Source organism: Microbacterium sp. X-17 (assembly GCF_039615055.1).
Window position 1 is genome coordinate 96,843 of record NZ_JBDHNI010000004.1, and the last position, 26,173, is coordinate 123,015.

At 71.1% G+C, this 26,173-nt stretch carries 30 protein-coding genes; 15 read left to right on the forward strand and 15 right to left on the reverse strand.

The window, feature by feature from the left end; genetic code table 11:
• Positions 1–11 precede the first annotated feature (11 nt).
• The 3 genes from ABCS02_RS19925 to ychF all read right to left on the reverse strand — a co-directional run bounded on the left by ABCS02_RS19925 (position 12) and on the right by ychF (position 2,189).
• Entirely contained in the window at positions 12–593 is a 582-nt protein-coding gene (locus ABCS02_RS19925; protein WP_345837436.1) for an alpha/beta fold hydrolase, read from the reverse strand.
• Entirely contained in the window at positions 590–1,054 is a 465-nt protein-coding gene (locus ABCS02_RS19930; protein ID WP_345837437.1) for a hypothetical protein, read from the reverse strand. The genes ABCS02_RS19925 and ABCS02_RS19930 overlap by 4 nt, the downstream gene beginning before the upstream one ends.
• A gap of 61 nt (positions 1,055–1,115) precedes the next feature.
• Positions 1,116–2,189 carry a redox-regulated ATPase YchF gene (gene ychF / locus ABCS02_RS19935; RefSeq protein ID WP_345837438.1) on the reverse strand — a complete coding sequence of 358 codons (1,074 nt, stop codon included), beginning with the start codon at positions 2,187–2,189 and terminating at the stop codon, positions 1,116–1,118.
• Positions 2,190–2,299: 110 nt separating this feature from the next.
• On the opposite strand from ychF, the gene ABCS02_RS19940 reads away from it, so the two are divergent.
• Positions 2,300–2,890, forward strand: coding sequence for a 3'-5' exonuclease (locus tag ABCS02_RS19940; RefSeq protein WP_345837439.1), 591 nt, complete (start codon positions 2,300–2,302; stop codon positions 2,888–2,890).
• A gap of 55 nt (positions 2,891–2,945) precedes the next feature.
• Complete coding sequence (locus ABCS02_RS19945; RefSeq protein WP_345837440.1) at positions 2,946–4,172, forward strand: DNA recombination protein RmuC; 1,227 nt, start codon at positions 2,946–2,948, stop codon at positions 4,170–4,172.
• A 4-nt stretch (positions 4,173–4,176) separates the two neighbouring features.
• Here the strand turns inward: ABCS02_RS19945 and ABCS02_RS19950 are convergent, their stop codons facing one another.
• Both ABCS02_RS19950 and glpX read right to left on the reverse strand, forming a co-directional pair.
• Positions 4,177–4,395 carry a UDP-N-acetylmuramyl pentapeptide phosphotransferase gene (locus ABCS02_RS19950; RefSeq protein ID WP_345837441.1) on the reverse strand — a complete coding sequence of 73 codons (219 nt, stop codon included), beginning with the start codon at positions 4,393–4,395 and terminating at the stop codon, positions 4,177–4,179.
• A 94-nt stretch (positions 4,396–4,489) separates the two neighbouring features.
• Positions 4,490–5,479: a class II fructose-bisphosphatase gene (glpX, locus tag ABCS02_RS19955; RefSeq protein WP_345837442.1), complete on the reverse strand. Its 990-nt coding sequence runs from the start codon at positions 5,477–5,479 to the stop codon at positions 4,490–4,492.
• Between the two features lie 156 nt (positions 5,480–5,635).
• On the opposite strand from glpX, the gene fbaA reads away from it, so the two are divergent.
• Complete coding sequence (gene fbaA, locus ABCS02_RS19960; RefSeq protein WP_345837443.1) at positions 5,636–6,664, forward strand: class II fructose-bisphosphate aldolase; 1,029 nt, start codon at positions 5,636–5,638, stop codon at positions 6,662–6,664.
• A gap of 24 nt (positions 6,665–6,688) precedes the next feature.
• On the opposite strand, the gene ABCS02_RS19965 is transcribed toward fbaA, so the two are convergent.
• The gene (locus ABCS02_RS19965) at positions 6,689–7,264 is read right to left on the reverse strand and encodes a DUF6264 family protein (RefSeq protein ID WP_345837444.1); all 576 of its coding nucleotides are present in this window, start codon (positions 7,262–7,264) and stop codon (positions 6,689–6,691) included.
• Positions 7,261–8,322 (reverse strand): 4-hydroxy-3-methylbut-2-enyl diphosphate reductase, encoded by a 1,062-nt coding sequence (locus ABCS02_RS19970; protein WP_345837445.1) that lies wholly within the window; start codon positions 8,320–8,322, stop codon positions 7,261–7,263. The genes ABCS02_RS19965 and ABCS02_RS19970 overlap by 4 nt, the downstream gene beginning before the upstream one ends.
• An 84-nt stretch (positions 8,323–8,406) precedes the next feature.
• Between ABCS02_RS19970 and xseA the strand changes: the two genes are divergently transcribed.
• The 9 genes from xseA (at position 8,407) to ABCS02_RS20015 (ending at position 15,580) form a co-directional block, all read left to right on the forward strand.
• Positions 8,407–9,738, forward strand: coding sequence for an exodeoxyribonuclease VII large subunit (xseA, locus tag ABCS02_RS19975; protein ID WP_345837446.1), 1,332 nt, complete (start codon positions 8,407–8,409; stop codon positions 9,736–9,738).
• Positions 9,735–9,974 carry an exodeoxyribonuclease VII small subunit gene (locus ABCS02_RS19980; RefSeq protein WP_345837447.1) on the forward strand — a complete coding sequence of 80 codons (240 nt, stop codon included), beginning with the start codon at positions 9,735–9,737 and terminating at the stop codon, positions 9,972–9,974. The genes xseA and ABCS02_RS19980 overlap by 4 nt, the downstream gene beginning before the upstream one ends.
• Positions 9,974–10,612: a DUF4245 family protein gene (locus tag ABCS02_RS19985; RefSeq protein ID WP_345837448.1), complete on the forward strand. Its 639-nt coding sequence runs from the start codon at positions 9,974–9,976 to the stop codon at positions 10,610–10,612. The genes ABCS02_RS19980 and ABCS02_RS19985 overlap by 1 nt, the downstream gene beginning before the upstream one ends.
• A 47-nt stretch (positions 10,613–10,659) precedes the next feature.
• Complete coding sequence (locus ABCS02_RS19990) at positions 10,660–11,262, forward strand: carbonic anhydrase (protein WP_345837994.1); 603 nt, start codon at positions 10,660–10,662, stop codon at positions 11,260–11,262.
• 24 nt (positions 11,263–11,286) lie between these two features.
• Positions 11,287–12,681: a class II fumarate hydratase gene (locus ABCS02_RS19995; protein ID WP_345837449.1), complete on the forward strand. Its 1,395-nt coding sequence runs from the start codon at positions 11,287–11,289 to the stop codon at positions 12,679–12,681.
• Between the two features lie 20 nt (positions 12,682–12,701).
• The gene (locus ABCS02_RS20000; protein WP_345837450.1) at positions 12,702–13,736 is read left to right on the forward strand and encodes a HAMP domain-containing sensor histidine kinase; all 1,035 of its coding nucleotides are present in this window, start codon (positions 12,702–12,704) and stop codon (positions 13,734–13,736) included.
• The gene (locus ABCS02_RS20005) at positions 13,733–14,389 is read left to right on the forward strand and encodes a response regulator transcription factor (protein ID WP_345837451.1); all 657 of its coding nucleotides are present in this window, start codon (positions 13,733–13,735) and stop codon (positions 14,387–14,389) included. The genes ABCS02_RS20000 and ABCS02_RS20005 overlap by 4 nt, the downstream gene beginning before the upstream one ends.
• A 524-nt stretch (positions 14,390–14,913) precedes the next feature.
• Positions 14,914–15,123 (forward strand): hypothetical protein, encoded by a 210-nt coding sequence (locus ABCS02_RS20010; protein ID WP_345837452.1) that lies wholly within the window; start codon positions 14,914–14,916, stop codon positions 15,121–15,123.
• 172 nt (positions 15,124–15,295) lie between these two features.
• Positions 15,296–15,580 carry a hypothetical protein gene (locus ABCS02_RS20015; RefSeq protein WP_345837453.1) on the forward strand — a complete coding sequence of 95 codons (285 nt, stop codon included), beginning with the start codon at positions 15,296–15,298 and terminating at the stop codon, positions 15,578–15,580.
• 621 nt (positions 15,581–16,201) lie between these two features.
• Here the strand turns inward: ABCS02_RS20015 and ABCS02_RS20020 are convergent.
• Together ABCS02_RS20020 and ABCS02_RS20025 are read right to left on the reverse strand one after the other, a co-directional pair.
• Positions 16,202–17,488: a PhoH family protein gene (locus tag ABCS02_RS20020; RefSeq protein ID WP_345837995.1), complete on the reverse strand. Its 1,287-nt coding sequence runs from the start codon at positions 17,486–17,488 to the stop codon at positions 16,202–16,204.
• Between the two features lie 248 nt (positions 17,489–17,736).
• Positions 17,737–18,522, reverse strand: coding sequence for an isoprenyl transferase (locus ABCS02_RS20025; RefSeq protein ID WP_345837454.1), 786 nt, complete (start codon positions 18,520–18,522; stop codon positions 17,737–17,739).
• A 107-nt stretch (positions 18,523–18,629) separates the two neighbouring features.
• Here ABCS02_RS20025 and ABCS02_RS20030 point away from each other — a divergent pair, with 107 nt between their 5' ends.
• Positions 18,630–19,301 (forward strand): hemolysin III family protein, encoded by a 672-nt coding sequence (locus ABCS02_RS20030; protein ID WP_345837996.1) that lies wholly within the window; start codon positions 18,630–18,632, stop codon positions 19,299–19,301.
• Positions 19,302–19,307: 6 nt separating this feature from the next.
• On the opposite strand, the gene ABCS02_RS20035 is transcribed toward ABCS02_RS20030, so the two are convergent.
• Entirely contained in the window at positions 19,308–19,562 is a 255-nt protein-coding gene (locus ABCS02_RS20035) for a hypothetical protein (protein ID WP_345837455.1), read from the reverse strand.
• A gap of 69 nt (positions 19,563–19,631) precedes the next feature.
• Between ABCS02_RS20035 and ABCS02_RS20040 the strand changes: the two genes are divergently transcribed.
• Together ABCS02_RS20040 and greA are read left to right on the forward strand one after the other, a co-directional pair.
• A complete protein-coding gene (locus ABCS02_RS20040) occupies positions 19,632–20,024 on the forward strand; it encodes a DUF4307 domain-containing protein (protein WP_345837456.1) in 393 nt (130 codons plus the stop codon).
• A 76-nt stretch (positions 20,025–20,100) separates the two neighbouring features.
• The gene (gene greA, locus ABCS02_RS20045) at positions 20,101–20,592 is read left to right on the forward strand and encodes a transcription elongation factor GreA (protein ID WP_345837457.1); all 492 of its coding nucleotides are present in this window, start codon (positions 20,101–20,103) and stop codon (positions 20,590–20,592) included.
• A 161-nt stretch (positions 20,593–20,753) separates the two neighbouring features.
• Here greA and ilvA read toward each other — a convergent pair whose 3' ends face one another.
• The 5 genes from ilvA to ABCS02_RS20070 all read right to left on the reverse strand — a co-directional run bounded on the left by ilvA (position 20,754) and on the right by ABCS02_RS20070 (position 26,089).
• On the reverse strand, positions 20,754–21,980 hold the full coding sequence (gene ilvA / locus ABCS02_RS20050; RefSeq protein ID WP_345837458.1) for a threonine ammonia-lyase: 1,227 nt from the start codon (positions 21,978–21,980) through the stop codon (positions 20,754–20,756).
• Entirely contained in the window at positions 21,977–23,161 is a 1,185-nt protein-coding gene (locus ABCS02_RS20055; protein WP_345837459.1) for an AI-2E family transporter, read from the reverse strand. The genes ilvA and ABCS02_RS20055 overlap by 4 nt, the downstream gene beginning before the upstream one ends.
• Before the next feature lie 58 nt (positions 23,162–23,219).
• Positions 23,220–24,107 (reverse strand): M48 family metalloprotease, encoded by an 888-nt coding sequence (locus tag ABCS02_RS20060; RefSeq protein WP_345837460.1) that lies wholly within the window; start codon positions 24,105–24,107, stop codon positions 23,220–23,222.
• A 9-nt stretch (positions 24,108–24,116) separates the two neighbouring features.
• Positions 24,117–24,686 carry a LemA family protein gene (locus ABCS02_RS20065; RefSeq protein ID WP_345837461.1) on the reverse strand — a complete coding sequence of 190 codons (570 nt, stop codon included), beginning with the start codon at positions 24,684–24,686 and terminating at the stop codon, positions 24,117–24,119.
• Between the two features lie 95 nt (positions 24,687–24,781).
• On the reverse strand, positions 24,782–26,089 hold the full coding sequence (locus ABCS02_RS20070; RefSeq protein ID WP_345837462.1) for a D-arabinono-1,4-lactone oxidase: 1,308 nt from the start codon (positions 26,087–26,089) through the stop codon (positions 24,782–24,784).
• Positions 26,090–26,173 lie beyond the last annotated feature (84 nt).

Genomic DNA, 26,173 nt, shown 5'->3' on the forward strand with positions numbered 1-26,173 from the left:
TGGCGGATCCGTCAGTCCCAGTCGAGGTAGTCCTCGATCGCCCACGATGTCGCGCCGACGTGCGTCGCCGGGAAGCGGTGCCCGCCGCCCTCCACGCTCACGACGCTCACGAGTCCGGGAGCGGATGCCTGCAAGGCCTCGCCGTTCGACGGCGGCGTGACGGCATCCTCGGTGCCCTGGATCACGAGCACCGGCAGGCCGTCCGCGAGCGCGGGGAGCTCCCGCGGCGCCGGCCCGTCCGGTCCCTCGACGCCCAGGAGCACGACACCGTTCACGCGAGCGTGGTGATCGCGCGCCACGATCCGCGCGACGGAGCCGCCAAACGCGTGGCCGCCGACCCAAGCCTCCTCGATGCCGAGGTGATCCAGCACGTCGACGACGTCCTGGGCGAGGTCGTGCAGGGAGACGGCGGCCGCGGCGCGCCAGCCGATCCGCACGATGCGGAAGTCCTCGGTCACGAGCGATGCGGCCAGCGCCGTGAGGGACGCGATGTCGTCGCCGACCGCCGGCATCAGCACGACCGTCGGTCCGCGGCCCTCGTCGGTGTAGGGGATGCCCCGGCCGTCGGGCTCGAAGAACCGAGTCTCGGTCACTTCGCGGCGGCTCGGCGCAGCTGCGATCCGCCGATCACGAAGAACGCGCCGAGGCCCGCGACCAGAGCGCTCACGCCGTACGCGAGCACCGAGGTCATGAGCGAGGTGCGCAACGAGGCCGCGGTCGACAGCGCCGCGCTCTGGTTGCGCAGCACACGCGCCTCCTCGCTGCTCCCGTCGACGCCACGGAGGGCGTCGCTGATGTCGGCGAACGTGCGCCCGCCCGCGCCGCGCTCGGCATTCCCCTTGATGACGTGCGCCTCGACGTAGGCGGTCACCGGACCCTGCACCGGCTTTCCCGCGAGCACCGGCGCGTTCCCCGGCACCGTGATCTTCTCGTCGCGCAGCTGCTTGGTGACGGTGAACCACGCTGCGGAGCCGACCGTGAGGAACAGCCAGCCCGCGGCGACCGCGAGGCCGCCGACGCGGCGAAGGGCGGGGACAGGAGGCAGCGAGGTCATCGATGGTCCTTTCGCAGGGGGGAGGGTGTGCAGAGAATCCTCGCAGGCCGGTTCATCCGAGTCATCCCCCGATGCGGAACTCGACGACGTCGCCGTCCTGCATGACGTAGTCCTTGCCCTCCATGCGGGCGCGACCGCGGGCGCGGGCCTCCACGACGGAGCCGGCGTCGAGCAGATCGTCGAACGAGATGACCTCGGCCTTGATGAACTTCTTCTCGAAGTCGGTGTGGATCACGCCGGCGGCCTGGGGAGCCTTCCAGCCCTTGCCGATCGTCCAGGCGCGCGCCTCCTTCGGGCCCGCCGTGAGGTACGTCTGCAGCCCGAGGGTGTCGAAGCCGATGCGGGCCAGCTGATCCAGCCCGGACTCGTCCTGACCCGTCGCGGCCAGCAGTTCCGCCGCGTCCGCCGGGTCGAGGTCGACCAGCTCGGACTCGATCTTCGCGTCGAGGAATACCGCCTGGGCCGGCGCGACGAGGGCGGCGAGCTCCGCCTTCCGCGCGGCATCCGTGAGCACGGCTTCGTCGACGTTGAAGACGAAGATGAAGGGCTTCGCGGTCAGCAGGCCGAGCTCGCGGATCGGCGCGAGGTCGAGATCCGACGCGGACAGCAGGATGCCGCGCTGCAGGGCGTCCTGGGCGGCGAGCGCGGCCGCGAGCACCGACGGATCCGTCTTCTTGCCCTTGACCTCCTTCTCGTACCGCGGGATCGCCTTCTCGAGCGTCTGGAGGTCGGCGAGCTGCAGCTCGGCGTTGATCGTCTCCATGTCGCTCGCCGGGTTCACGGCGCCCTCGACGTGTACGACGTCGGAGTCGGCGAAGCCGCGCACGACCTGCGCGATCGCGTCGGCCTCGCGGATGTTGGCGAGGAACTGGTTGCCGAGCCCCTCCCCCTCGGAGGCTCCGCGGACGATCCCGGCGATGTCGACGAACGACACCGTCGCCGGTAGGGTCCGCTCGCTGCCGAAGACCTCGGCGAGCCGGTCGAGCCGGGAGTCCGGCAGGCTCACGACCCCGACGTTCGGCTCGATCGTCGCGAACGGGTAGTTCGCCGCGAGCACCTGGTTGCGGGTAAGGGCGTTGAAGAGGGTCGACTTCCCGACGTTCGGGAGGCCGACGATGCCGATCGTGAGAGCCACGACCGTCAAGTCTACGTGCGCGGATGCCGCGAGCCGATTGCCCGGCGCGATCGACCCGGGTTGCGGCGCGCCTCGCCGCGGAGGGCCGGGGGCGCCGGGAGGCTGAGCGCGTGGCCCTGGACTTCACCGCGATCGACTTCGAGACGGCGAACGCCTCCAGTGCGTCGGCCTGCGCGGTCGGCCTCGTGCGGGTGCGCGACGGGCGCGTCGTCGCCCGTGCCGGGTGGCTCATCCAGCCGCCCGCGGGCCACGACCGGTTCTTCGAGTTGAACATCGGGATCCACGGGATCCGTCCGGAGGACGTCCGGGACGCGAAGACCTGGGCGGACCAGCTCGACGACCTCGCCGCGTTCGCGGGCGCCGACATCCTCGTCGCGCACAACGCCGGCTTCGACATGGCCGTGCTGAAGCGCGCGTGCGAGGCGACCGGGCAGGCGTGCCCGCCCTACCGCTACGCGTGCAGCCTCCAGGTCTCGCGACGCACGTACGAGCTGCCGTCCTACCGGCTGCCGTCGGTCGCCACGGCCGCCGGCTTCGGCCCCTTCCCCCACCACGAAGCCACCGCCGACGCCCTCGCGTGCGCCCACATCATGATCGACGCCGCCCGCCGCGCGGGCGCCGCCGACCTGGACGCCCTGACGACCCAGCTCGGCCTGCGCGTCTCGCACATCGAGGCCGCCCCGCTCGAGCGCGTCGCCTGACCCGCGCGCGCCCGCGGCTCCGCTCGCGTCCGGAGGGATGTCGGAGGGGCGGGGCATGCTTTCGGGCATGGACCTACTCCTCGCCTTGATCCTCGTCGCCGCGGGTGTCCTCGTCGGTGGCGTGCTCGGTGTGCTCGCGGCGCGGGCACACGGCGGCGGCGAACGGGCGGCCCTCGCCGCGGCCGAGGCGCGCGAGGGCGCGCTGCGCGACGAGCTCGACCGACAGCGCGAGCTGCAGCGCGAGGCAGGGCTGCGCGACCGGGAGGAGCGTGCGCTGCGCGACGAGCGGGACCGCCGCGAGCAGCACGTGCTGCGGGCCCTGGCCCCCGTGCGCGACACCCTGCAGGCGATGCAGGAGAAAGTCGACGCGATCGAGCGCGACCGGGAGCGTCAGTACGGCGCGCTCGGGGAGCAGCTGCGGCGGGCGCAGGAGTCCGACGAGGCGCTGCGCAACACGACCGAGGCGCTCGCGAGCGCGCTCCGCTCCGGCTCGACCCGCGGCGTGTGGGGGGAGACGCAGCTGCGGCGCGTCGTGGAGGCGGCGGGCCTCACACGGTACGTCGACTTCGAGACGCAGACCGCGATCACGAGCGATGCCGGGGCGGGGCGGCCCGACATGATCGTGCGGCTCCCGGGGGGCCGCGCGCTCGCGGTCGACGCGAAGGCGCCATTGGACGCCTACCTCGAGGCGAGCGCGATCCCGCTGACCGCGGGCGGCGAGGAGGGCGCGCGGCGCCGGGCACTGCTGGAGCGGCACGTGAAGGCGGTGCGCGCGCACGTGGATGCGCTCGCGAAGAAGACGTACTGGGCGGGCTTGGCGGCGAGTCCCGAGTTCGTGGTGTGCTTCATCCCCAGCGAGTCGCTGCTGGCGGCAGCGCTGGAGGAGGATCCCTCGCTCCTCGACTACGCGTTCGGCCGTCGTGTGGCGCTCGCGTCGCCCGTCAACCTGTGGGCGGTGCTCAAGACCGTCGCCTACACGTGGACGCAGCAGGATGTCTCGGTGGAAGCACGGGCGCTGTTCGATATCGGCACGCAGCTGTACGAGCGGCTCGGCGCCCTCGCTGGCCACGCCGACGAGCTCCGCCGGGCGATCGAGCGGACGGTGGAGAGCTACAACCGGTTCGCGGGCTCGCTGGAGTCGCGCGTCCTCGTGACGGCGCGGAAGTTCCCGGGCATCGACGAGACGAAGCTCGACGCGCTGCCCGCGCCGGCGCCGCTCGACGCCACGACCCGTCGGCTGACGGCGCCCGAGCTGGTGGACACGGGCACGGCCGGCGGCTGAACGGTCAGGCGCCGCCGGGGATGAAGCTCATGAGCGCGATGACCGCACCGGAGACGACGAGGAACGCGCCGATCATCCACCACGGGTTCGGAGCCCGACCCGCTTCCCCGCGCACGCGGAACAGGACGTCCGGGCGGCGCGCAGGATCGGTCGCGTCGGCGACGACGGCGTGAGCCCCTGTCTGGGTGGTCGGTCCGGTCGCCGGTCCCGTGGATGCGTTCATCTCGCCCCTCCGTCGTCGCGCGTGCGCCGGCATCCATTCTGCCACCGCCCTCCGCGTGCTCCCAGACGACGGAACGCCCCGCGCGTCGCCGGGGTCAGAGCCACTTGGAGACGAGGTGCTCCGAAGAGATGCGGCGGAGGGTTCCGGAGGCCCCGCGCAGGACCACGCTCTCCGTGTAGACGTAGTCGCCCTCGCGCCGGACACCGGCCACGAGCTGTCCGTCCGTGACGCCGGTCGCGACGAAGATCGTGTTGCGCCCGCGCACCAGTTCGTCGGCCTCGTAGACGTAGCCGTCGAGCTTCAGGCCCGCGTCGATGCCCTTCTGCTTCTCCGCGTCGTCGCGCGGCCACAGGCGGCCCTGGATGTGCCCGCCGAGCGCCTTGATGGCGCACGCCGTCACGATCCCTTCCGGGCTTCCGCCGATGCCGACGCACATGTCCGTGCGAGCGTCGTGCCGGGCGGCGTTGATGCCGCCCGCGACATCGCCGTCGGTCATGAGCCGCGTGCCGGCCCCGGCCTCGCGGATCTCGGCGATCAGCTGCTCGTGCCGCGGGCGGTGCAGCACCGAAACGACGATCTCGTCGACGGGCTTGCCGAGCGCCTGCGCGAGGCGGCGGATGTTCTCCCCCACGGGAAGCCGGATGTCGACGACGCCCACGCCGGCTGGGCCGGTGACGAGCTTGTCCATGTAGAAGACCGACGAGGCGTCGAGCATGGTGCCCTGGTCGGAGACGGCGATGACCGACAGTGCGTTGTTGCGCCCGGCCGCTGTGAGGGACGTGCCGTCGATCGGGTCGACCGCGACGTCGCACCGCGGGCCGCGGCCGTTGCCGACGCGCTCGCCGTTGAAGAGCATCGGCGCGTGGTCCTTCTCGCCCTCCCCGATGACGATCGTGCCGTCGAAGCTGACGGTCGTGAAGAAGGCGCGCATCGCGTCGACCGCGGCGCCGTCCGCGGCCTCCTTGGCACCCCGGCCGATGAACGGCACGGAGCGGATCGCGGCCGCCTCCGTCGCGCGCACCAGCTCGAGGGCGAGGTTCCGATCGGGCTGCAGAGGACTCAGGTCGGCGGTCAGACTCACCATGCCCCCACCCTATCGATCGGGCTGTCGCGATCCGCGGAGTTTCGGCCCTCCGAGGCGGAAGGAATCGCGATTCTTTCACCCCCGGGAACACCCCCGAAAAGCAGGCTTCGCTAGAGTGACCGGTGGAACCACCCGTCCCACGCAAGGAGCTTACCCATGCCCGTCGCCACCCCTGAGCAGTATGCCGAGATGCTCGACCGCGCGAAGGCCGGTGGCTTCGCCTACCCCGCGATCAATGTGTCGAGCTCGCAGACGATCAACGCCGTCCTGCAGGGGCTGACCGAGGCGGGCTCCGACGGCATCATCCAGGTGACGACGGGCGGCGCCGACTACTTCGCCGGCCAGAGCGTCAAGGCCCGCGCGACCGGCGCCCTCGCGATGGCGCGGTTCGTGACCGAGGTCGCGAAGAGCTACCCCATCACGGTCGCCCTCCACACCGACCACTGCCCGAAGGACGCGCTGCCCAGCTTCGTCCTCCCGCTCATCGAGGCCTCCGAGGAGGAGGTCCGCGCCGGTCGCAACCCGATCTTCCAGTCCCACATGTGGGACGGCTCGGCCGTGCCGCTCGACGAGAACATCGAGATCGCGGCGGAGCTCCTCCCCCGTCTCCACAACATCAACGCGATCCTCGAGATCGAGGTCGGCGTCGTCGGCGGCGAGGAGGACGGCGTCAAGCACGAGGGCACGAACGACGCCCTCTACACGACGGTCGGCGACGTGACGAAGGCCGTCGAGGCGCTCGGCCTCGGCGAGAAGGGCCGCTACATCTCGGCCCTCACGTTCGGCAACGTGCACGGCGTCTACAAGCCCGGCAACGTCAAGCTGCGTCCCGAGCTCCTCGGCGAGATCCAGGACGGCATCCAGCAGCGCTTCCACACCGGCCCGAAGCCCCTCGACCTGGTCTTCCACGGCGGCAGCGGCTCGACGTCCGAGGAGATCGCGACGGCCGTGGCGAACGGCGTCGTGAAGATGAACATCGACACCGACACGCAGTACGCGTTCACGCGCTCGGTCGCGGGCTTCATGTTCGCCAACTACGACGGCGTCCTGAAGGTCGACGGCGAGGTCGGCAACAAGAAGGCGTACGACCCGCGCGCATGGGGCAAGATCGCCGAGGCGGCGATGGCCGCCCGCGTCGTCGAAGCGACGCAGCAGCTCGGCTCGCACGGCCAGAGCCAGTCCTGACGCGAGTCCGGCTCCGGTGCGGGATCAGCCCGCGCCGGAGGCCGACAGGATCGCCGACCGCACGCCGGGGTCGCTCAGCAGCGGGATGCTGACGAGCACCCCCGTTGCGAGGTTCGCGACGACACCGATCACGAGCGGGATCCACCAGGCGATCCGGCCGCGGCGGATCCGCAGCCAGGACAGGGATGCCGCGGCCAGCCAGAGCACGATCATGACGGCTGCCGCGGCGATGCCGAAGCCGCGCGCCGCGTCCGGGTCGGAGAGCTGTGCGTTGACGCGGATCACCGAGAGCAGCTGGCTCGTGTACGCGCTCATGTCGAGGAGCGCGGGGACCGAGGTGACCACGGTCACGAGCCCGTAGGCGAGCAGGCCCACGGTCACGACCAGGTCGACCGGATGCCGCCGCGCCGGTGCCCTCGTCGCGGCCTGCGGAATCGGCCGCGGGGCCGGGGCGAGCGGGGGCGCGACGGGCGGGGAGGCCGGCGGATACGCCGGCTGCTGGATCCGCGCCCGCTGCTCCTCGGGTGTCGCGTATTCCCCGTACTGCGGCCGCGGGTGCGGCTCCCGCGGCGGCTCGATCGGGGCGTCCGGATCGCTCACGCGCGACTCCGGCCGCCGAGCGCGCGCTCGTCGTGCCGCCCCGCGGCATCCTGGCGCAGCTCCTTCGGAAGCGAGAACAGCAGGTCCTCCTCGGCCGTCCGCACCTCCTCGACGTCGCCGTATCCGGCGTCGGCGAGCACCTCGAGCACCTCCTGCACGAGCACCTCGGGCACGGATGCCCCGCTCGTGACGCCCACGGTCGCGACGCCGTCGAGCCACTCCTGGCGCACCTCGTCGGCGTAGTCGACGCGGTAGGCCGCGGTCGCGCCGTGCTCCAGGGCGACCTCGACGAGTCGGACGCTGTTCGAGGAGTTCGCCGAGCCGACGACGATCACGAGGTCGGCATCCTTCGCGACCTTCTTGATCGCGACCTGGCGGTTCTGCGTCGCGTAGCAGATGTCGTCGGACGGCGGATCCTGCAGCTCCGGGAAGCGGGCGCGCAGGCGTCCGACGGTCTCCATCGTCTCGTCCACCGAGAGCGTGGTCTGCGAGAGCCAGACGACCTTGCTCGGGTCGCGGACCTCCACGCGGTCGGCGTCGTCGGGCGAGTTCACGACCGTGACGTGCTCGGGGGCCTCGCCCGCCGTGCCCTCGACCTCCTCGTGCCCGAGGTGGCCGATCAGGAGGATCTCGTAGTCGGCCCGCGCGAAGCGCACGGCCTCGCGGTGCACCTTCGTCACGAGCGGGCAGGTCGCGTCGATCGCCTGCAGGCCGCGAGCGGATGCCGCATCCACGACGGCCGGCGAGACGCCGTGCGCGCTGAAGACCACGTGCGCGCCCTCCGGGACGTCGTCGACCTCGTCCACGAAGATCGCGCCCTGAGCTTCGAGCTCGCGCACGACATGGATGTTGTGCACGATCTGCTTGCGCACGTAGACCGGGGATCCGAAGCGCTCGAGCGCCTTCTCCACCGCCACGACCGCGCGATCCACACCCGCGCAGTATCCACGGGGAGCGGCCAGCAGCACCTTCTTGGCCCCACCGACGGGCTTATCCTGAAGGCGTCCGCGCCGCACCGGGATCCGGGGAACGGGCAGGTGGACAGCGGGCGAGCTCACGATCACCGAGTCTACGGGCGTGCCCTGGGCGCCGGCCCGATGGATCGATGGCCCGATGGATCGAAATGTGAGGAGAAGCCGCGGATGACGACGTTCCAGCCCGCGTCGGTGCCCGGAGAGGCGCCGCCGCCGGACTCGGTGCATCCGCGCGAGTCGTCGTCGCAGGCCCCGACCTCGGTCGCCCGGCTGAACGACACGATCCGCGACTTCGTGGAGCGGTGGGGCTCGGTCTGGGTCGAGGGCGAGATCACGACGTGGAACGTGCGGGCCGGCAACGTCTTCGGGCGCATGAAGGACCTCGATACCGACGCGACGATCGCGTTCCGGATCTGGTCGTCGACGAGGCAGCGGCTCGGCCGCGAGTTCGCGGTCGGCGACCGGGTGATCGGATGCGTCAAGCCCGACTACTTCGTCAAGACCGGCGACTTCAGCTTCGCCGTGTCGGCGCTGCGCCACCTCGGTCTCGGTGACCAGCTCGAGAAGCTCGAGCGGCTGCGCGCGACGCTGCGCGCGGAGGGTCTGTTCGACCCCGCCCGGAAGAAGCCCCTCCCCTTCCTCCCGCACGTCATCGGGCTCGTCACAGGCGAGCGGTCGGATGCCGAGAAGGACGTCCGGCGCAACGCCGAGCTGCGCTGGCCGCATGTGCGGTTCCGCACCGAGTACGCGGCCGTGCAGGGCGAGCGTTGCGTGCCCGAGACGATCGCGGCCCTCGCGCGCCTCGACGCCGACCCGGAGGTCGACGTCATCATCGTCGCGCGCGGCGGCGGCGATCCGCAGCAGCTCCTCGGGTTCAGCGACGAGCGGCTGGTCCGGGCGGCGGCCGCGACCGCGACGCCGATCGTGAGCGCGATCGGCCACGAGAACGACCACCCCCTCCTCGACGACGTCGCCGATCTCCGCGCCTCCACGCCGACGGATGCCGCCAAACGCGTCGTCCCGGACGTGTCCGAGCAGCGCGCGCTCGTGCAGCAGCTGCGGGCGCGCCTGACCGGCCGGCTCTCGATTCGGGTCTCGCACGACATCGCACAGCTCGAGCAGCTCCGCTCGCGGCCCGCCCTGCGGATGCCGGCGCTCATCGTCGACGACCGGGCACGGGAGCTCGACCACCTGCTGACGCGCGCCCGCGGCGAGCTGGACCGGCGATGGGAGGGCGCGCACCAGCAGACGCGGCAGCTGCGCGCGTCGCTCCGGGCCCTCTCCCCGGCCGCCACGCTCGACCGGGGCTACGCGATCGCCCTGGCGGCCTCGGGAGCCATCGTGCGGGATGCTGAGCAGGCGCCGGCCGGCACCGCCGTCACGGTGACCGTGGCCCGCGGCTCGTTCGCGGCGCGGTCCGAGGGTGAGCTGCTCGAGTCCGCCGCCTCCGATCCCGCTCCCGAAGAGCTCCCCTCGCGCTCGAATAGGATGAACTCATGACGTCGCCCGAGGCAGCCGTGCCCGCGCCCGGCGATGTCGCATCCCTCTCGTTCGAGGATGCGCGCGACGAGCTCATCCGCGTGGTCGCTCGACTCGAGCAGGGCGCGCCCACGCTGGAGGAGTCCCTGACGCTGTGGGAGCGCGGCGAGGCCCTCGCCGCGCGCTGCGAGGAGTGGCTCGCGGGCGCCCGTCGGCGGCTCGACGCCGCCCGCGTGACGGACGGGAACGCGGAGTGATGGCACGCGGACCCCGGGTCGTCGCCGAGCTCGGCCGTCCGGAGACCCCGGAGGAGACCGCCGACCGCAAGGCGGAGTCCTCCCGCGTCTACCGCTCCAGCCAGACCTTCCGCAATCTCATCGCGGCGCTCCTCGTCACCCTCGCGGTGGTCGTCGTCGTCGTGCTGGGCGTCCCGCGCGGAGATCTGGCGCCGACGCCCACGATCGACGTCGCGCAGGCGGCGCAGTCCGCGTCCACCGACATGGGCCGCCCGATCCTCGTCCCCGACGTCTCGAGCACCTGGCTGGTGAACGGCGCGGCGGTGGCCGGCGCGGAGCAGCCGGTCTGGACGATCGTGTACGCGACGGACGGCAACGCGTTCCTGCGGGTCTCGCAGGCGTTCGGGGCGGGTTCGGACTGGGCGCTGACGACGCTCGCCGGGAAGCGGCCGGCCGGCACCACGACGATCGACGGCGTCCCGTGGGACGTGTGGCGCATCTCCGATGTGCAGTCCGCGGGAAACGTCTCGTTCGCGCTCGGCACGCAGGCCGGTCCCGACTACGTCCTGGTCTACGGCAACGCCGACGAGGCGACGACGACCGCGCTCGCCTCGGGCCTGACCGGCCAGATCCGCGGGCTCGAAGGAGGAGCACGGTGACCGAGCCCGTCGACGAGCAGGCCACGCCCGGTGCCGCCTGGGCCGCGATGCTCCGCGGCAACGCGCGGTTCGTGACCGGCGCGCCCAGTCATCCGCGTCAGGACGTCGAGCGCCGGAACGAGCTCGCGGCGGCCCAGCGGCCGCGAGCCGCGCTGTTCGGCTGCTCCGACTCGCGCCTCGCCGCCGAGATCATCTTCGACCAGGGACTCGGCGATCTGTTCGTCATCCGGAACGCTGGCCAGGTCATCTCCGACTCGGTCGTCGGCAGCCTCGAGTACGCGGTCGCGGTGCTGGAAGTGCCGCTCATCGTCGTCCTCGGCCACGACGAGTGCGGCGCCGTGCGCGCCGCGATCGACAGCACCCTGCCGGATGCCCCGACCCTGCCGCCGAAGATCTGGCGCCAGATCGCGCCGATCGTGCCCGCCGTCCGTCGTGTCGCCGCGGTCGACGGCCCGACCCCGGGCGGGATCGACGCCGAGCACGTCGGCCGCGAGCACCTGCGTGACACGGTCGGCGAGCTGCTGCGCTCGTCCGAGCTGATCTCCGACGCCGTCGCGGCGGGCCGCCTCGCGATCGTCGGCGCGAACTACCGCCTCGCCGAGGGCACCGCCGTCCCCGACCTCGTCGTCGGCGTGGTCGACGAGTCCTGACCCCTTTCGATTCCAAGGAGCGCAATGTCCGAGACCGAGTACCGCATCGAGCACGACACGATGGGAGAGGTGAGGGTGCCGGCGTCCGCGCTGTACAGCGCGCAGACGCAGCGCGCCGTCGAGAACTTCCCCATCTCGGGCACGGGACTCGAACACGCTCAGATCGCCGCGCTGGCCCGGATCAAGAAGGCCGCGGCTCTCGCGAACAAGGAGCTCGGCACCCTCGACGCCGGGATCGCCGACGCGATCGCCGCCGCCGCGGACGACGTGGCCGCGGGCGGCTTCGACGACCAGTTCCCGGTGGACACGTACCAGACCGGCTCGGGCACGTCCTCGAACATGAACATGAACGAGGTGCTCGCGACGCTCGCGACGCGCCGCCTCGGCTCGCCCGTGCACCCCAACGACCACGTCAACGCCTCGCAGTCGTCGAACGACGTCTTCCCGACCTCGGTGCACATCGCCGTGACCCAGGCGCTCATCGAGAGCCTCGTCCCCGCCCTCGACCACCTCGCGGTGTCGCTCGAGAAGAAGGCGACGGAGTGGAGCGGGATCGTCAAGTCCGGCCGCACGCACCTCATGGACGCGACGCCCGTCACGCTCGGCCAGGAGTTCGGCGGCTACGCGCGGCAGATCCGTCTCGGCATCGAGCGCGTGCAGTCCGTGCTCCCCCGCGTCGGCGAGGTGCCGCTCGGCGGCACGGCCGTCGGCACCGGCATCAACACGCCGCTCGGCTTCCCGCAGAAGGTCATCGCGCTGCTCGTGGCGGAGACCGGCCTGCCGATCGTGGAGGCCGCGGACCACTTCGAGGCGCAGGGCGCCCGCGACGGCCTCGTCGAGGCATCCGGCGCGCTCCGCACGATCGCCGTGTCCCTCACGAAGATCAACAACGACCTGCGCTGGATGGGCTCGGGCCCGAACACGGGCCTCGGGGAGCTGCACATCCCCGACCTGCAGCCGGGCTCCTCGATCATGCCGGGCAAGGTCAACCCGGTCATCCCGGAGGCGACGCTCATGGTCGCCGCGCGGGTGATCGGCAACGACGCGACGGTCGCGTGGGCCGGCGCCTCCGGCGCGTTCGAGCTGAACGTCGCGATCCCCGTCATGGGCACGGCGCTGCTGGAGTCGATCCGCCTCCTCGCGAACGCGGTCCGGGTGCTCGCCGACAAGGTGATCGACGGACTCCAGGCGAACGTCGCGCGCGCCGAGGCGTACGCGGGGATGTCGCCGTCGATCGTGACGCCGCTCAACAAGGTCATCGGCTACGAGGCGGCCGCGAAGATCGCCAAGTACTCGGTCGCGGAGGGCATCACGGTGCGCGACGCGGTCCTCGCGCTCGGCTACGTCGACCGCGGTGAGATCTCGCTCGACCTGCTCGATGAGAAGCTCGACCTGCTCTCGATGACGCATCCGGGCTGAATCCGCAATACTCTCGGCTCGTGGACCAGCCGCGCAGGGGGGCCTCGACACGTGCCCGTATGTGGGGCGCGATGCTCGTCGTGGCCGGCGCGGGGGTCTTCGTCTTCGCCGTCGTCCTGTTCGCGACGGAGACGATCGTGTTCGGCCTGGCCTCGACCGCAGCGCTCGCGCGCGTTCCCGGTTACCTGATCGCCGCCGTGATGGCGGTCGCCACGATCGCGGTCGGCACCTGGATCGCGGTCGCCCGGCTGGCGCCGCGGGCGCCGGCAGCGGCTCCGGAACCCGCGGGCGAGTCGGACGAGGGCGAGCCGGACGAAGGCGCCGACGAGGCATTCGAGCGGCAGCGGCAGCTCCTCGACGACGTGCGGCACGAGCTCAAGACCCCGATCACGATCGTTCGCGGATACCTGGAGACGATGGACGCCGACGACCCCGTCGACGTCGCCACCACCCGGGAGATCGGCATCTCGGAGCTCGACCGGATGAACCGGCTCGTCGAGGACATCGAGCTCCTCGCCTCCGTGGAGGCCGCCGAGCACCTCACGCCGAGCGCCGTCGACCTCCGCACCCTGACCACACGGATCGGCGAGCTCGTCGCGGTGATCCCGGACCACCCGTGGCGCGTCGTCGCGCACGGCGACGCGGTGCTCCACGCGGATCCGGATCGTCTGCTGCAGGCCTGGCTCCAGCTCGCGGACAACGCGGCCAAGCACACGCCCGCGGACTCGCCGGTCGAGATCGGCAGCGACGTGGCGGGCGATCGCGCGCATCTCTGGGTGCGCGACCACGGTCCCGGCGTCCCGCCCGCGGCGCGGCACCGCATCTTCCGGCGCGCGGGCCGCGTGCAGCCGCACCGCGGCGTCGAAGGATCGGGGCTGGGGCTCGCGATCGTCGACGCCATCGCCCGCGCGCACGACGGCGGGTGCGCGGTCACGACGACCGACGGCGGCGGCGCGACGTTCACGATCGACCTTCCGATCGGACGCGCGACCCCGTCGGCCCCGGCGCCCATTCGCGCCGAGGATGTCGTGCTCCAGAGGCAGGCCGCGCGATGAGCCGGATCCTCATCGCGGAGGACGAGCCGCGCATCTCCGCGTTCGTCCAGCGGGGCCTCGAGTCCGCCGGATACACGACGGACGTCGTGGCCGACGGCCAGGACGCGCTCGACCTGGCCCTCGACGGCTCGATCGACCTCGTCCTGCTCGACGTCGGGCTGCCCTCTCTCGACGGCTTCGAGGTGCTGCGCCAGCTGCGCGGGCAGGGCTCCAGCATCCCGGTCATCATGCTGACAGCCCGCACGAGCACGAACGACACGGTCGAGGGCCTGGATGCCGGCGCCAACGACTACGTGCGGAAGCCGTTCAAGTTCGACGAGCTGCTCGCCCGGATCCGCTCGCGCCTGCGCGAGACCGGCACCGCGGCATCCACGACGGTGACCCGCGGCGACGTCACGCTCGACCTGCTCGGGCACCGCGTGCTCGTGGGCGGCCGGGAGATCGAGCTCTCACGCCGGGAGTTCGCGCTCGCGGAGCAGTTCCTCCGCCACCCCGGACAGGTCCTCAGCCGCGAGCAGCTGCTGAGCCGCGTGTGGGGCCTCGACTTCCACCCCGGCTCGAACGTCGTGGACGTCTACGTCGGGTACCTGCGCACGAAGATGGGCACGCGCCGCATCCGGACCGTGCGCGGCGCGGGCTACCGCTGGGAGTAGCCCGTCCGGAAACGGAGGAGCCCCCGGTGCTGGGGGACACCGGGGGCCGTCTCTCGGGCGAGAGCCTTCTGGGGGGAGAAGACCCGCGCCGCCGCGGGCTACCGGGGGGAATCTCGCGACTGCGCTCTGCCTCCCCCATGCTCACGCCCCCACGTGAGAGCAGCCTCACACCCCCATGAGAAACCTCTCATCCCCGGCCGCCCGGGCGCGGCCGGAGCCCGCCCTCACCCCCGTGAGAACGCGCTTGTGTCATGAAAACCGTCGGTTTTCATGACACAAGCGCGTTCTCGGCGGGAGGTGGCCCGGCGGGTTCGCGCGATGCCACGTTGGCATCATCCATTTGGACCAATTCCGAGAAATCCAAACGCACTTGGTTTGCATGGCGAAACCCGCCGATGATCAGCAATTCTGCGCGGCAAACGGATCCAGCTGGACCTGTGAGGTGATCCTCGCTTCGCCCGACCTGTGTGTTGCGATGGCCCCGAGCAGGCTCCGCACGGGAGTCTCAGAGATCGGAGTGTGATATGAAAAGCAACCACTGGAAGCTGGCCGCCCTCTGCATCGCCGCGGTAACTGCGGCCACAGTCATGACCGGCGGATCGGCTACAGCCGCCACCTTTGCGCCAAACCCGGGACCCACCGTGGCCACTCAGCCGCTGACCGTGCTCGGCTATGACGAGGAGGTGGCGTCGGCAAACGGATTCGAGATCGTCACGTATCCCGACGGGTCGTAGGAGTCGGTAGCGATCACCGACGCAGCGAAAGCGATCGTCAGTGAGTACGGCTCCGAACGTGAGTACCCACGGGAAGTAACTACGGGAAGCAACTCCGGCAAGCAGGCCCGGAGGACTCGCACCCCAGGCAAGGGTAACCATCTACGGCAACTGCGGATCGTCCTGGATCGAAGTGCTGAATGGGCCGGGCGCAATCGGCAACAAGAACGCATACACCGGCTACACGGTGGAAGCACCCGTCACCAACCGCGCTATTTGGCAGGTGCAGGTCTCCAGCCTCGGCGGATCGCCGCTGATCAACTGGCCAGGCGGAGTGGCAACCCCCGCCACGTGGAGCAGCGTCGGCGGCTTCAACACCAACAACATCGGAGGCCAGGCGTACGTCACTACGTCCTCCACGGTGATCCTCACCACCGGCAAGGTCTGCGGATCGGGCAGCCCGGCAACCGGCTACTAATCAAGATCGACGACTTCTGAGTCGCGAGGGCATCGACGGACTCGCGGCTCAGAAGTCGTTGAGTGCATCAGCCAAAGCCGGGGTGGAGCTGGCGCGGGCCCGGGGTTCTGTGCGAGGTGCACCATACATAGACGCGTAGCCGTCCCAATGAAGACGCCATGCACGAAGCCACAGATCGCTGAGCCGTCCGAGCTCTCGCGTGGGAGCTGGATGCGAACTGACCGGCGCGACAGCCGGCGGGACCTCGAGCTCGACCGATAGTCCCCACGAAGCACGGGCATAGATGAGACGCTCGGCCTTCGGATCACGGTAGAGGAACGTCGGGCCCTCCGTTGCCGCAGCATCGGCCCTCATGCCGGACACAGTTCCGATGTGACGCAAGATCTCCCCCTCCGCTACGACCTATTGTGCCAAGCGGAGCCCGCTTGGGCGCAAGGTTGTTCGAGGGGGCAGGCCATGTCCCTCCAACCGCGCCGTCGCGCGGCCGAGCCCGCCCTCACCCCCGCCGAGAACGCGCTTGTGTCATGAAAAACCTGGGGTTTTAAGTAACAAACGCGTTGTAGGGGGGAGGTGGCCCGGCGGGAGGTGGCCCGGCCCAGGGCCGGGGGCGGGGGCGGGAGGTCAGGCGAGCTCGCCGGCCTCCAGGAGGTCGGTCACGAGGGCGGCGATCGCGGAGCGCTCGGAGCGGACCAGGGTCACGTGGGCGAACAGGTCGTGGCCCTTGAGGGTCTCGATGACCGAGGCGACGCCGTCGTGGCGGCCGACGCGGAGGTTATCGCGCTGCGCCACGTCGTGCGTCAGCACGACGCGCGAGTTCTGCCCGATCCGGCTCAGAACCGTGAGCAGCACGTTCCGCTCGAGCGACTGCGCCTCGTCGACGATCACGAACGAGTCATGCAGCGACCGGCCGCGGATGTGCGTCAGCGGCAGCACCTCGAGGATGCCGCGCTCCACGACCTCCTCGACGACGTTCGCGGAGACGACGGAGCCGAGCGTGTCGAACACCGCCTGGCCCCAGGGGTTCATCTTCTCCTGCGCGTCGCCGGGGAGGTATCCGAGCTCTTGTCCGCCCACAGCGAACAGAGGCCGGAACACGACGATCTTGCGCTGCTGCTGGCGCTCCAGGACCGCCTCGAGCGCCGCGCACAGGGCGAGCGCGGACTTGCCGGTGCCGGCCCGGCCGCCGAGCGACACGATCCCGACCTCGGGGTCCAGGAGGATGTCGAGCGCGATCCGCTGCTCGGCGGAGCGCCCGTGGAGACCGAAGGCGTCCCGGTCGCCGCGCACGAGCCGGAACTCGCCGTCGCCCGTCACGCGCCCGAGCGCCGACCCGCGCTCGGAGTGGATGACGAGCCCCGTGTTCACCGGCATCCCGCGCACCTGGTCGCTGGAGCCGACCTCGCTCTCGTAGAGATCGCTGATCTCATCGCCCGAGAGGTCGATGCCGGCGATCCCGGTCCACCCCGAGTCGACGGCCTGCTCGGCGAGGTACTCCTCCGCGGTGAGACCGAGGGAGGCCGCCTTGACGCGCATCGGCAGGTCCTTGGAGACGATCGTGACCTCGTGGCCGTCCTGCCGGAGGTTCATCGCGACCGCCAGGATGCGGCTGTCGTTGTCGCCGAGGCGCATGCCAGACGGGAGCACGGTCGGATCGGTGTTGTTGAGCTCGACCCGCAGGGTGCCGCCCTCCCCGACCGGCACCGGGAAGTCGAGGCGGCCGTGCTCGACACGCAGCTCATCGAGGTGACGCAGCGCCTGCCGGGCGAAGTAGCCGAGCTCAGGGTCGTGGCGTTTGCCCTCGAGCTCCGTGATGACGACCACGGGGATCACGACGGAGTGCTCCGCGAAGCGGAAGAACGCGCGGGGGTCGCTCAGCAGGACCGAGGTGTCCAAAACATAAGAGCGCAGATCATTCGACTGATCTGCGCTCTGGGGGACGAGGTCCTGCTGGTGCCGCTCTGGTGCTCGTGTGGTCACGACTCGCTCCTGATCCGGGATCTCTCCCGGTTACGCCACGAGCCGGCCGGTGGTCACGAGTCCGCGATTTCGGGCCGACTCGCCGGGCGCTCTGCCCGGTGGTCCGAACGTACTACGCACACCGAGGCTCGAGCGCGTACCGACACGCCTGCGATTCGTGACCGCTCGGTGAACGGCACTCAACCGCCGTAACGGCGATCGCGCGTCGCGTAGTCGCGGATGGCTCGGAGGAAGTCGACCTCGCGAAGATCCGGGCCCAGCGCCTCGACGAAGTAGAACTCGCTGTGCGCGCTCTGCCAGAGCAAGAAGTCGCTCAGCCGCTGCTCTCCGGACGTCCGGATGACGAGATCTGGGTCGGGCTGGCCACCCGTGTACAGGTGCTCGCCGATCTGCTCGGGCGTGAGGCTCGCCGCGAGGTCCTCGAGCGAGCCTCCCTGCTCGTCGTGCTTCGCGATGATGCTCCGCACGGCGTCCACGATCTCCCCGCGACCGCCGTAGCCGACCGCGAGGTTGACGTGCATGCCGGCGTGATCCCGCGTCCGCTCCTCGGCTTCGGCGAGCACGCGCGCGAGATCCTTCGGGAGGGCGCCGGACCGGCCGACGTGCTGCACCCGCCAGTCCCGCTCGCGCGAGACCTCGTCGGCGAGCTCCGCGATGATCTGGAGGAGGTCGGCGAGCTCGCGCGAGTCGCGCTTACGGAGGTTGTCGTTCGAGAGGAGATAGAGCGACACGACGCGGACCCCGACGTCGTCGCACCAACGGAGGAACTCGCGCATCTTCGCGGCTCCGGCGCGGTGGCCGTGCGCGGCGGAGTCGTACCCCAGCTGGCGCGCCCAGCGCCGGTTCCCGTCGATCATCATCGCGACATGAGACGGAACCGAGTCGGCCGTGATCTGACGGCGGAGGCGGTTGATGTAGAGGCGGTAGAGGAAGCCCCTGCCTCCGCTCGAGCCCACAGGCGTCACGCCACTACGGTACTCGTCCCGAGGACGTGCCGACGGCCGCATACGCGCCCGCGTAGGCTCGGGGGGTGAGTCGCCCCCAGTCCCCGGACGTCCCGCGCCTTCCCCTGATGGAGGCGGCCGACGTCGACGCGCGGGCGGACATCCGGCCGACCTGGCGCGGCTGGATCCACGCCGCCACGTTCCCCGTCGCGATCGCGGCGGGCATCGTGCTGATCGTGCTCGCGCAGGGCCCCGCCGCCAAGTGGGCGTCGGCGGTCTTCATGGCGACGTCGCTGCTGCTGTTCGGCAACTCGGCGCTCTACCACCGCTTCAACTGGAAGCCGAAGACGAAGGTCATCCTGAAGCGGATCGACCACGCGAACATCCTGCTGCTCATCGCCGGCACCTACACGCCGATCGCGGTCCTGGCCCTGCCGACGACGGAGATGGTGATTCTCCTGTCGATCGTCTGGTCGGGAGCGATCCTCGGCATCGCGTTCCGGATCTTCTGGATCAACGCGCCGCGCTGGCTCTACGTCGCGCTGTACATCGCGCTCGGCTGGGCCGCGGTCATGTACCTGTTCAACTTCTTCGCCGCGAACGCCGCGATGATGACGCTCATCCTCGTCGGCGGCGTGCTCTACACGGTCGGGGCCGTGGTCTACGCGCTCAAGCGTCCCAACCCGTGGCCCGGGCACTTCGGCTTCCACGAGATCTTCCACGTCTGCACGGTGCTCGCGTTCCTGTGCCAGTGGACCGGATGCCTCCTGATCGCGCTGCACCCCGCGTACCACGGCTGAGCCGCGTCAGGCGGGCGGATCCTCGTCCCGCGGCTTCTGCGGCTTCTCCCCCGCTTGCTCGGCGTCGAGCTCTTCGCGCACCTCGGAGCGGAAGCGCGCGCGGCGGATGCGGCGCATCATGTCGGTGATGAGGAACACGACCGCGACGGCGATGAACGCGATCACCGCGAAGCCCCAGGGGCCCGGCGTGATGAGGTCCTCGTTCGGAACGTTCGGATCCGGCGTCGCCGAGAGGATCGCGATCAGCGCAGCGGCGACCATGGTGTCCTTCCCCCGGCCAGAAAACGCCTAGCCTGGAATCTCCAGCCTAATCCGCGAGGACACCCCCGAATGACGCAGACGATGCTCGACGAGCGCTATGGCCGCACCCGCTCCCGGCGGCGTCGTCTCATCGGCTGGGGCATCGTGGCCCTCCTCGTGATCGCCGGCGGCGTCTGGCTCGTGTGGATCACGCTCGGCAACTCCGCAAACTCCATCGACTCCGCCGACACCGGCTTCACGATCGACGGACCGCACTCGACGACGCTCAGCTTCCAGCTCACGGCGCCCCCGGGAACCGGGATCACGTGCGTCCTGGAGGCCGACGACGAACAGCACGGGATCGTCGGATGGCGCATCGTGTCGTACCCGCCCTCGGACGCGCACACGCAGGCGTTCACGGAGACGATCCCCACCGTCGCCCTCGCGACGACGGGTTTGGTGAACGCCTGCTGGGTGGCGTAGTCTGCTGCGAACTCATCGAGACGCCCTGGCAAGCGCCGGGGCGTTCACTTTTCCCCAACGATCCATGGAGGCACAGGTGTCCAGCGACGCACCCACGACGTTCCTCACGCAGGACGCCTACGACCGTCTCGCGGCCGAGCTCGAGCAGCTCTCCACCGCGGGACGCGAGGAGATCGCGAAGCGGATCGAGATCGCCCGCGCGGAGGGCGACCTCAAGGAGAACGGCGGCTACCACGCCGCGAAGGACGAGCAGGGCAAACAGGAGGCGCGCATCCGCACCCTCCAGTCGCTGCTGAAGAACGCCCACGTCGGCGAGGCCCCGGAGAGCAACGGAACGGTCGAGCCCGGCACGGTCGTGACGGCCGTCGTCGCCGGCAGCGAGGAGGTCTTCCTCCTCGGCAACCGCGAGATCGCGGCCGAGACCGAGCTCGACGTCTACAGCGAGGCCTCCCCCCTCGGCGCCGCCATCCTGGGCCTGAGCGAGGGCGCGACCACGAGCTACACCGCGCCGAACGGCCGCGAGATCGCGGTCGAGGTCGTCAAGGTCGAGACCTACTCCGGCCACTGACCCCCGAGTTCGCGCCGCGCAGATGCTCACCCGTCGCGTTCGCCGCAGCGAGCCGTCCGTCGCGACAGGTGAGCGCGCCGGGCAGGATGCTCACCTGACACGTTCGACCGGCCCGGGTCGTAGGTCGCGACAGGTGAGCGGGGGGTGGAGCCCGGGTTCCCTCAGTCGGGGACGACGGTCGCGATGAAGCCGGCGTCCTCGAGGGTCTTAATGACCTGGGCACGGTGATCCGCGCCGCGCGTCTCGACGCTCAGCTGCAGGACGACCTCGCTGATCTGCATGCCCTGCCCGTGGCGGGTGTGCAGCACCTCGATGACGTTCGCCCCGGCCTGGGCCAGGAGCTCCGACACGCGCGCGAGCTGCCCCGGGCGGTCGGGAAGCGGGATCCGCAACGACATGTAGCGGCCGCTCGCCGCGAGACCGTGCGCCACGACCCGCTGCAGGAGCAGGGGGTCGATGTTGCCCCCGGAGAGCACCGACACGGTCGTGCCCCGCGGCTCGATCTTGCCGGCCAGGATCGCCGCGGCCCCGACGGCGCCGGCCGGCTCCACGACCTGCTTCGCGCGCTCCAGCAGCACGAGGAGGGCGCGGGCGATGTCGTCCTCGGTGACCGTGACGACGTCGTCGACGAGCTCCTTGATGATCTCGAACGGGACGTCGCCGGGCCGAGCCACGGCGATGCCGTCCGCGATCGTCGGGGTCGTGGCGACCTCGAGCGGATGCCCCGCCGCGAGCGACGACGGATACGCCGCCGAGTTCGCGGCCTGCACGCCGATCACCCGGACTTCGCGCCCGACGGCCGCGGCACGCGCCTTGACGGCCGCTGCCACGCCGGCGATGAGGCCGCCCCCGCCGATCCCGAGGATGACGGTGTCGAGGTCGGGGACCTCGTCCATGAGCTCGAGGCCCAGCGTGCCCTGGCCGATGATGATGTCGCGGTGGTCGTACGGGTGGATGAGCACCGCCCCGGTCCGCTCGGCGTACTCCGCCGCGAGCCGCAGCGGGGTCTCGACCGTGGCGCCCTCGAGCACGACCTCGGCGCCGTACCCGCGGGTCGCGAGGAGCTTGGGGACCGGGACGCCGAGCGGCATGAAGATCGTCGCCGGGATGCCGAGCCGCTGCGCGGCGAGCGCGACGCCCTGGGCGTGGTTGCCGGCGGAGGCGGCCACGACCCCACGTGCCCGCTCCTCGGCGGTCAACCGCGAGAGGCGATATGCCGCGCCGCGGATCTTGAACGATCCGGTCCGCTGGAGGTTCTCGAGCTTCAGGAACACCGGCACGCCGAGGAGCTCGGAAAGGTGCAGGGACTGGTCGACCGGGGTCCGCGTGATGATGCCGCGGAGCACCTCCGCGGCATCCTCGAAGTCGGCGAGTGTCGGAAGCGTCATGCGCGGGCCCTTCTCGTGCGGGGGACGGTGCTCCAGATGAGCGCGCCCGGATCGGGTCCTTCGCCCGTCTCCCAAGTCCGGTTCGCGATGTACACGCCGACCACGTTCACGAAGGCGGCCAGCGGGACAGCGAACAGGGCGCCCGGGATGCCGGCGATCAGCGCGCCGCCCGCGACCACCAGGACGACGGCGAGCGGATGCACCTTGACGGCGGAGCCCATGAGGAGCGGCTGGAGCACGTGGCCCTCGATCTGCTGCACCGCGAGCACGACCACGAGCATCCACAAGGCGATCCACGGCCCGTTGTAGACGAGCGCGAGGAAGACCGCGAGCCCTCCCGTGACGACGGCGCCCACGATCGGGACGAACGCGCCGAGGAACACGAGGATGGCGACGGGGATCGCGAGCGGGACGCCCAGGAGGAACGCGCCGAGGCCGATGCCGACCGCGTCGATCGTCGCGACGAGTAGCTGCGTGCGCGCGTAGTTGACCACCGCGATCCAGCCCGCCCGACCGGCGCCGTCGGCCGCGGGGCGCGCCGCGCGCGGGAACAGCCGTGTGGTCCAGCGCCAGATGCCGCCGCCGTCGGCGAGCAGGGCGAGCAGCACGAAGAGCGTGAGCAGCGCCCCCACGGCGACGTGGCCGACGGTCGTGCCGATCGCGAGCGCGCCGGACAGGAGCGTCTGCGCCTGCTGACCCAGGAAATCCAACCCCTGAGCGAGGAACCCGTCGATCTGATCCGCCGTCAGGTGCAGCGGCCCCTGGATGAGGTATTGGCGGAGGCCGTCGACCGCCTGGATCGTGCGCTCCTGGACGGAGGCCCACTGCGCGGTCACCTGCCACACTGCGAGCCAGATGAGCCCGGACACGATCGCCAGCGTGCCGACGACCGAGATCACGATCGCGAGCCAACGCGGGAACCGGTGCCGCAGCATCCATGCGAACGCGGGCCACAGGAGCGCGGTGATGAGGATGCCGACCAGCAACGGGACGACGATGAGCTTGAGCTGGATGACCAGCCAGATGCCGACGCCGATCGCCGCGGCGATGACGAGGAAGCGCCAAGCGTATGCGGCGGCGAGGCGGAGCCCGGGCGGCACCGGGTGCGGAGCCTCGTTCGAGACGGCCCGGGGCCGGAAGGCGTCGAAGAGGCGGCCTCGCGGCTTCTCGTCCTCACCCATCAGCCCAGTCTAGGCGCGCGCATATTCCGGGCCCGGTAAGGCCCGCACCGGCCCGAGGCTAGAACTCGCCGCCGATCTTGTGGAGGCGGGCCACGCGGTCGGGGATGGGCGGATGCGTGGAGAACAGGCGCGACATGAAGCTCGGGCGCAGCGGGTCGGAGATCCACAGGTGCGCCATCGACGTGTTCGCGCGCTGCAGCGGCTGCTTGTGCTCCTGCAGCTTCTCGAGGGCCGACGCGAGGCCCTCCGGGTCACGGGTCGTAAGGGCGCTCGTCGCGTCGGCGAGGTACTCGCGCTGCCGCGAGATCGCGGCCTGCACGGCGCCCGCGAGGAGCGGGGCGAGGATGGCGGCGACGATGCCGAACAGGAGGAAGACGAGCTGCGCGGGATTGTTGCCGTCGCGGCGTCCGCCGCCGAAGAACGTGGCGCGCAGGAGCAGGTCGGCCAGCAGGCCCACCGCGACGACGAGGCCGAACACGACGAGCGAGACGCGCACGTCGTAGTTGCGGATGTGGCCCAGCTCGTGGCCCAGCACCCCCTCGAGCTCGCGGTCGTCCATCAGCTCGAACAGGCCGGTCGTGACCGTGATCGCGGCCTCCTCGGGCTTGCGGCCGGTCGCGAACGCGTTCGGGGCGGCATCCTCGACGACGTACAGGGCGGGCATCGGCGAGCCCGTGGTGATGCAGAGGTTCTCGACGAGGCGGTAGTAGCGCGGCGCCTCCTCGCGCGTGACGGGGAAGGCGCCCGCTAGGGCGAGGGCCTCACGGCTCGCGGCGAAGTACTGCACGGTGGCGTAGCCGGCCGCGAAGATCAGCACGAACGCCGTGATGAACCAGTTGTTGCCGGCGAGCCAGCCCGCCAGCAGGCCGACCCCGCCGAGGAACAGCACGAAGCCTATGAGGATGAACCACGTGTTGCGCTTGTTGCGCGCGATCGCGGAGTACACGCGCGGGCGTCAGAACTGGACGCGCGGCGGCTCGGAGATGGCGGCGCCGTCGACGACCTCGAAGAACTCCCGCTCGTGGAAGCCCAGGTTGCGCGCGAAGAGGTTGTTCGGGAACACCTTGATCTTCGTGTTCATCTCGCGCACGCCGCCGTTGTAGAAGCGCCGGGATGCCTGGATCTTGTCCTCGGTGTCGACGATCGACTGCTGGAGCTGAAGGAAGTTCTGGCTCGCCTGGAGCTGCGGATACGCCTCGGCGACCGCGAAGATCGATTTCAGCGCCTGCTGCATGTGGCCTTCCGCGACGCCCGCCTCACCCGGCGACTGCGCGGAGAGGGTCTCGGCCCGCGCCTGCGTCACGCTCTCGAAGACGGAGCGCTCGTGCGCGGCGTAGCCCTTGACGGCTTCGATGAGGTTCGGCAGCAGGTCCGCGCGACGCTTCAGCTGGACCGTGATGTCGCTCCACGCCTCGTCGACACGCACATTGAGCTGGACGAGCGAGTTGTACGTCGCCCACAGGTAGATGCCGACGATGAGGACGAGCGCGACGACGATCAGGACGGGGATCAGCCATTCCCACATGGGGTGTGCTCCGTTCGCGGGGAACTCGTGACGAGTGCGCTCATTCTACCGACGGGGGCCGCGCGCGGAGCGGCCGGCGGGCCGACTCCCAGGGCTTATTCACCGAGAACGCGGTCGAGGTAAGGATTCGCGAAGACCCGGTCCGGGTCGAGGCGGTCGCGGAGGGCGGTGAAGTCGTCGAAGCGCGGATACCGCTCGCGGAGGACGGCGGCATCCGCGGTGTGCATCTTCCCCCAGTGCGGCCGGCCGCCGTGCTCGCGCAGGATCTCCTCGGCCGCGTCGAAGTACTCGCGCGGATCCTCCCGCCAGTAGCGGTGCACCGCGATGTAGCCGGATGCCCGGCGGTGGGCCGTCGACAGCCACCGGTCGTCGGCCGCGGCGAACCGCACCTCGACGGGGAAGGAGATCCGGAGGCGGCGCTCGGCGACGAGCACGCGCAAGCGCGTGAACGCGGCCGCCACCTCCTCGGCCGGCAGCGCGTACTCCATCTCCCGGAACCGCACGCCGCGGTTCTGCGTGAACACGCGGTGCGAGGCGTCCGAGTAGGTGCCGTTGCTCATGAACCGGTTGCCGAGCGACGAGATGACCGGCACGAACGGCGGGATCGCCGTGCCGACCAGGCACGCGACCTCGTACACGCCGTTGGCGAGCACCTCGTCGCCGAGGAAGCGGCCGAGCCGCGAGCGCGGCCGGCGCGGGGAATGCTCCGGCAGCCGCGTGTCGGTCTTCGTGAGCGCCGTCGCGGTGCCGGGGAACCAGTAGAACTCGAAGTGGTCCGCGGCCGCGACGCGGGCGGGGAGGTCGGCCACCACGGCGTCGAGCGGCTCGGCCCGCTCCACGGCCTGGAGGACGAACGCGGGGACGCACCGCAGGGTCACCTCGACGAGGATGCCGAGGGCGCCCAGGCCCAGGGCCACGGCCGGCAGCAGGGGATCATCCTCCCCCACCTCCAGCAGCTCGCCGTCCGCGGTCACGAGCACGGCACCAGCGACCTGCGTCGCAAGCCCCCCGAAGCGGGCGCCGGTGCCGTGGGTGCCGGTCGAGATCGCGCCCGAGATCGACTGACGGTCGATGTCGCCGAGGTTCTCCATCGCGAGCCCGTAGGGGGCCAGCAGGCGCGGGACGTCCCGGAGCCGCGTGCCGGCGCGCAGCGTGACGAGAGCCCGCGCGTGGTCGACGCCGACGAGGCCGGTCAGATCCGTGAGGTCGAGCAGCACGTCGGGCGCCACCGCGATCGCGGAGAAGCTGTGCCCCGCCCCCACCGCCTTCACCCGCATCCCGCGGGCGCGGGCGGCGCGCACGGCGCGCTGCACGGCGCCGGTGCTGGCCGGGAACTCGACGCGCCGCGGCCGGACCCGGGCGCTGCGGCCCCAGTTCGTCCACACTCCCCCGGGCCGGGTCATCGGGCGCCCCCGCCCGCGCCGTCACAGGAACGCACGGTGCTCATCAGCCGCCGCAGGATGGCATCCGCGGCGTCACAGGAACGC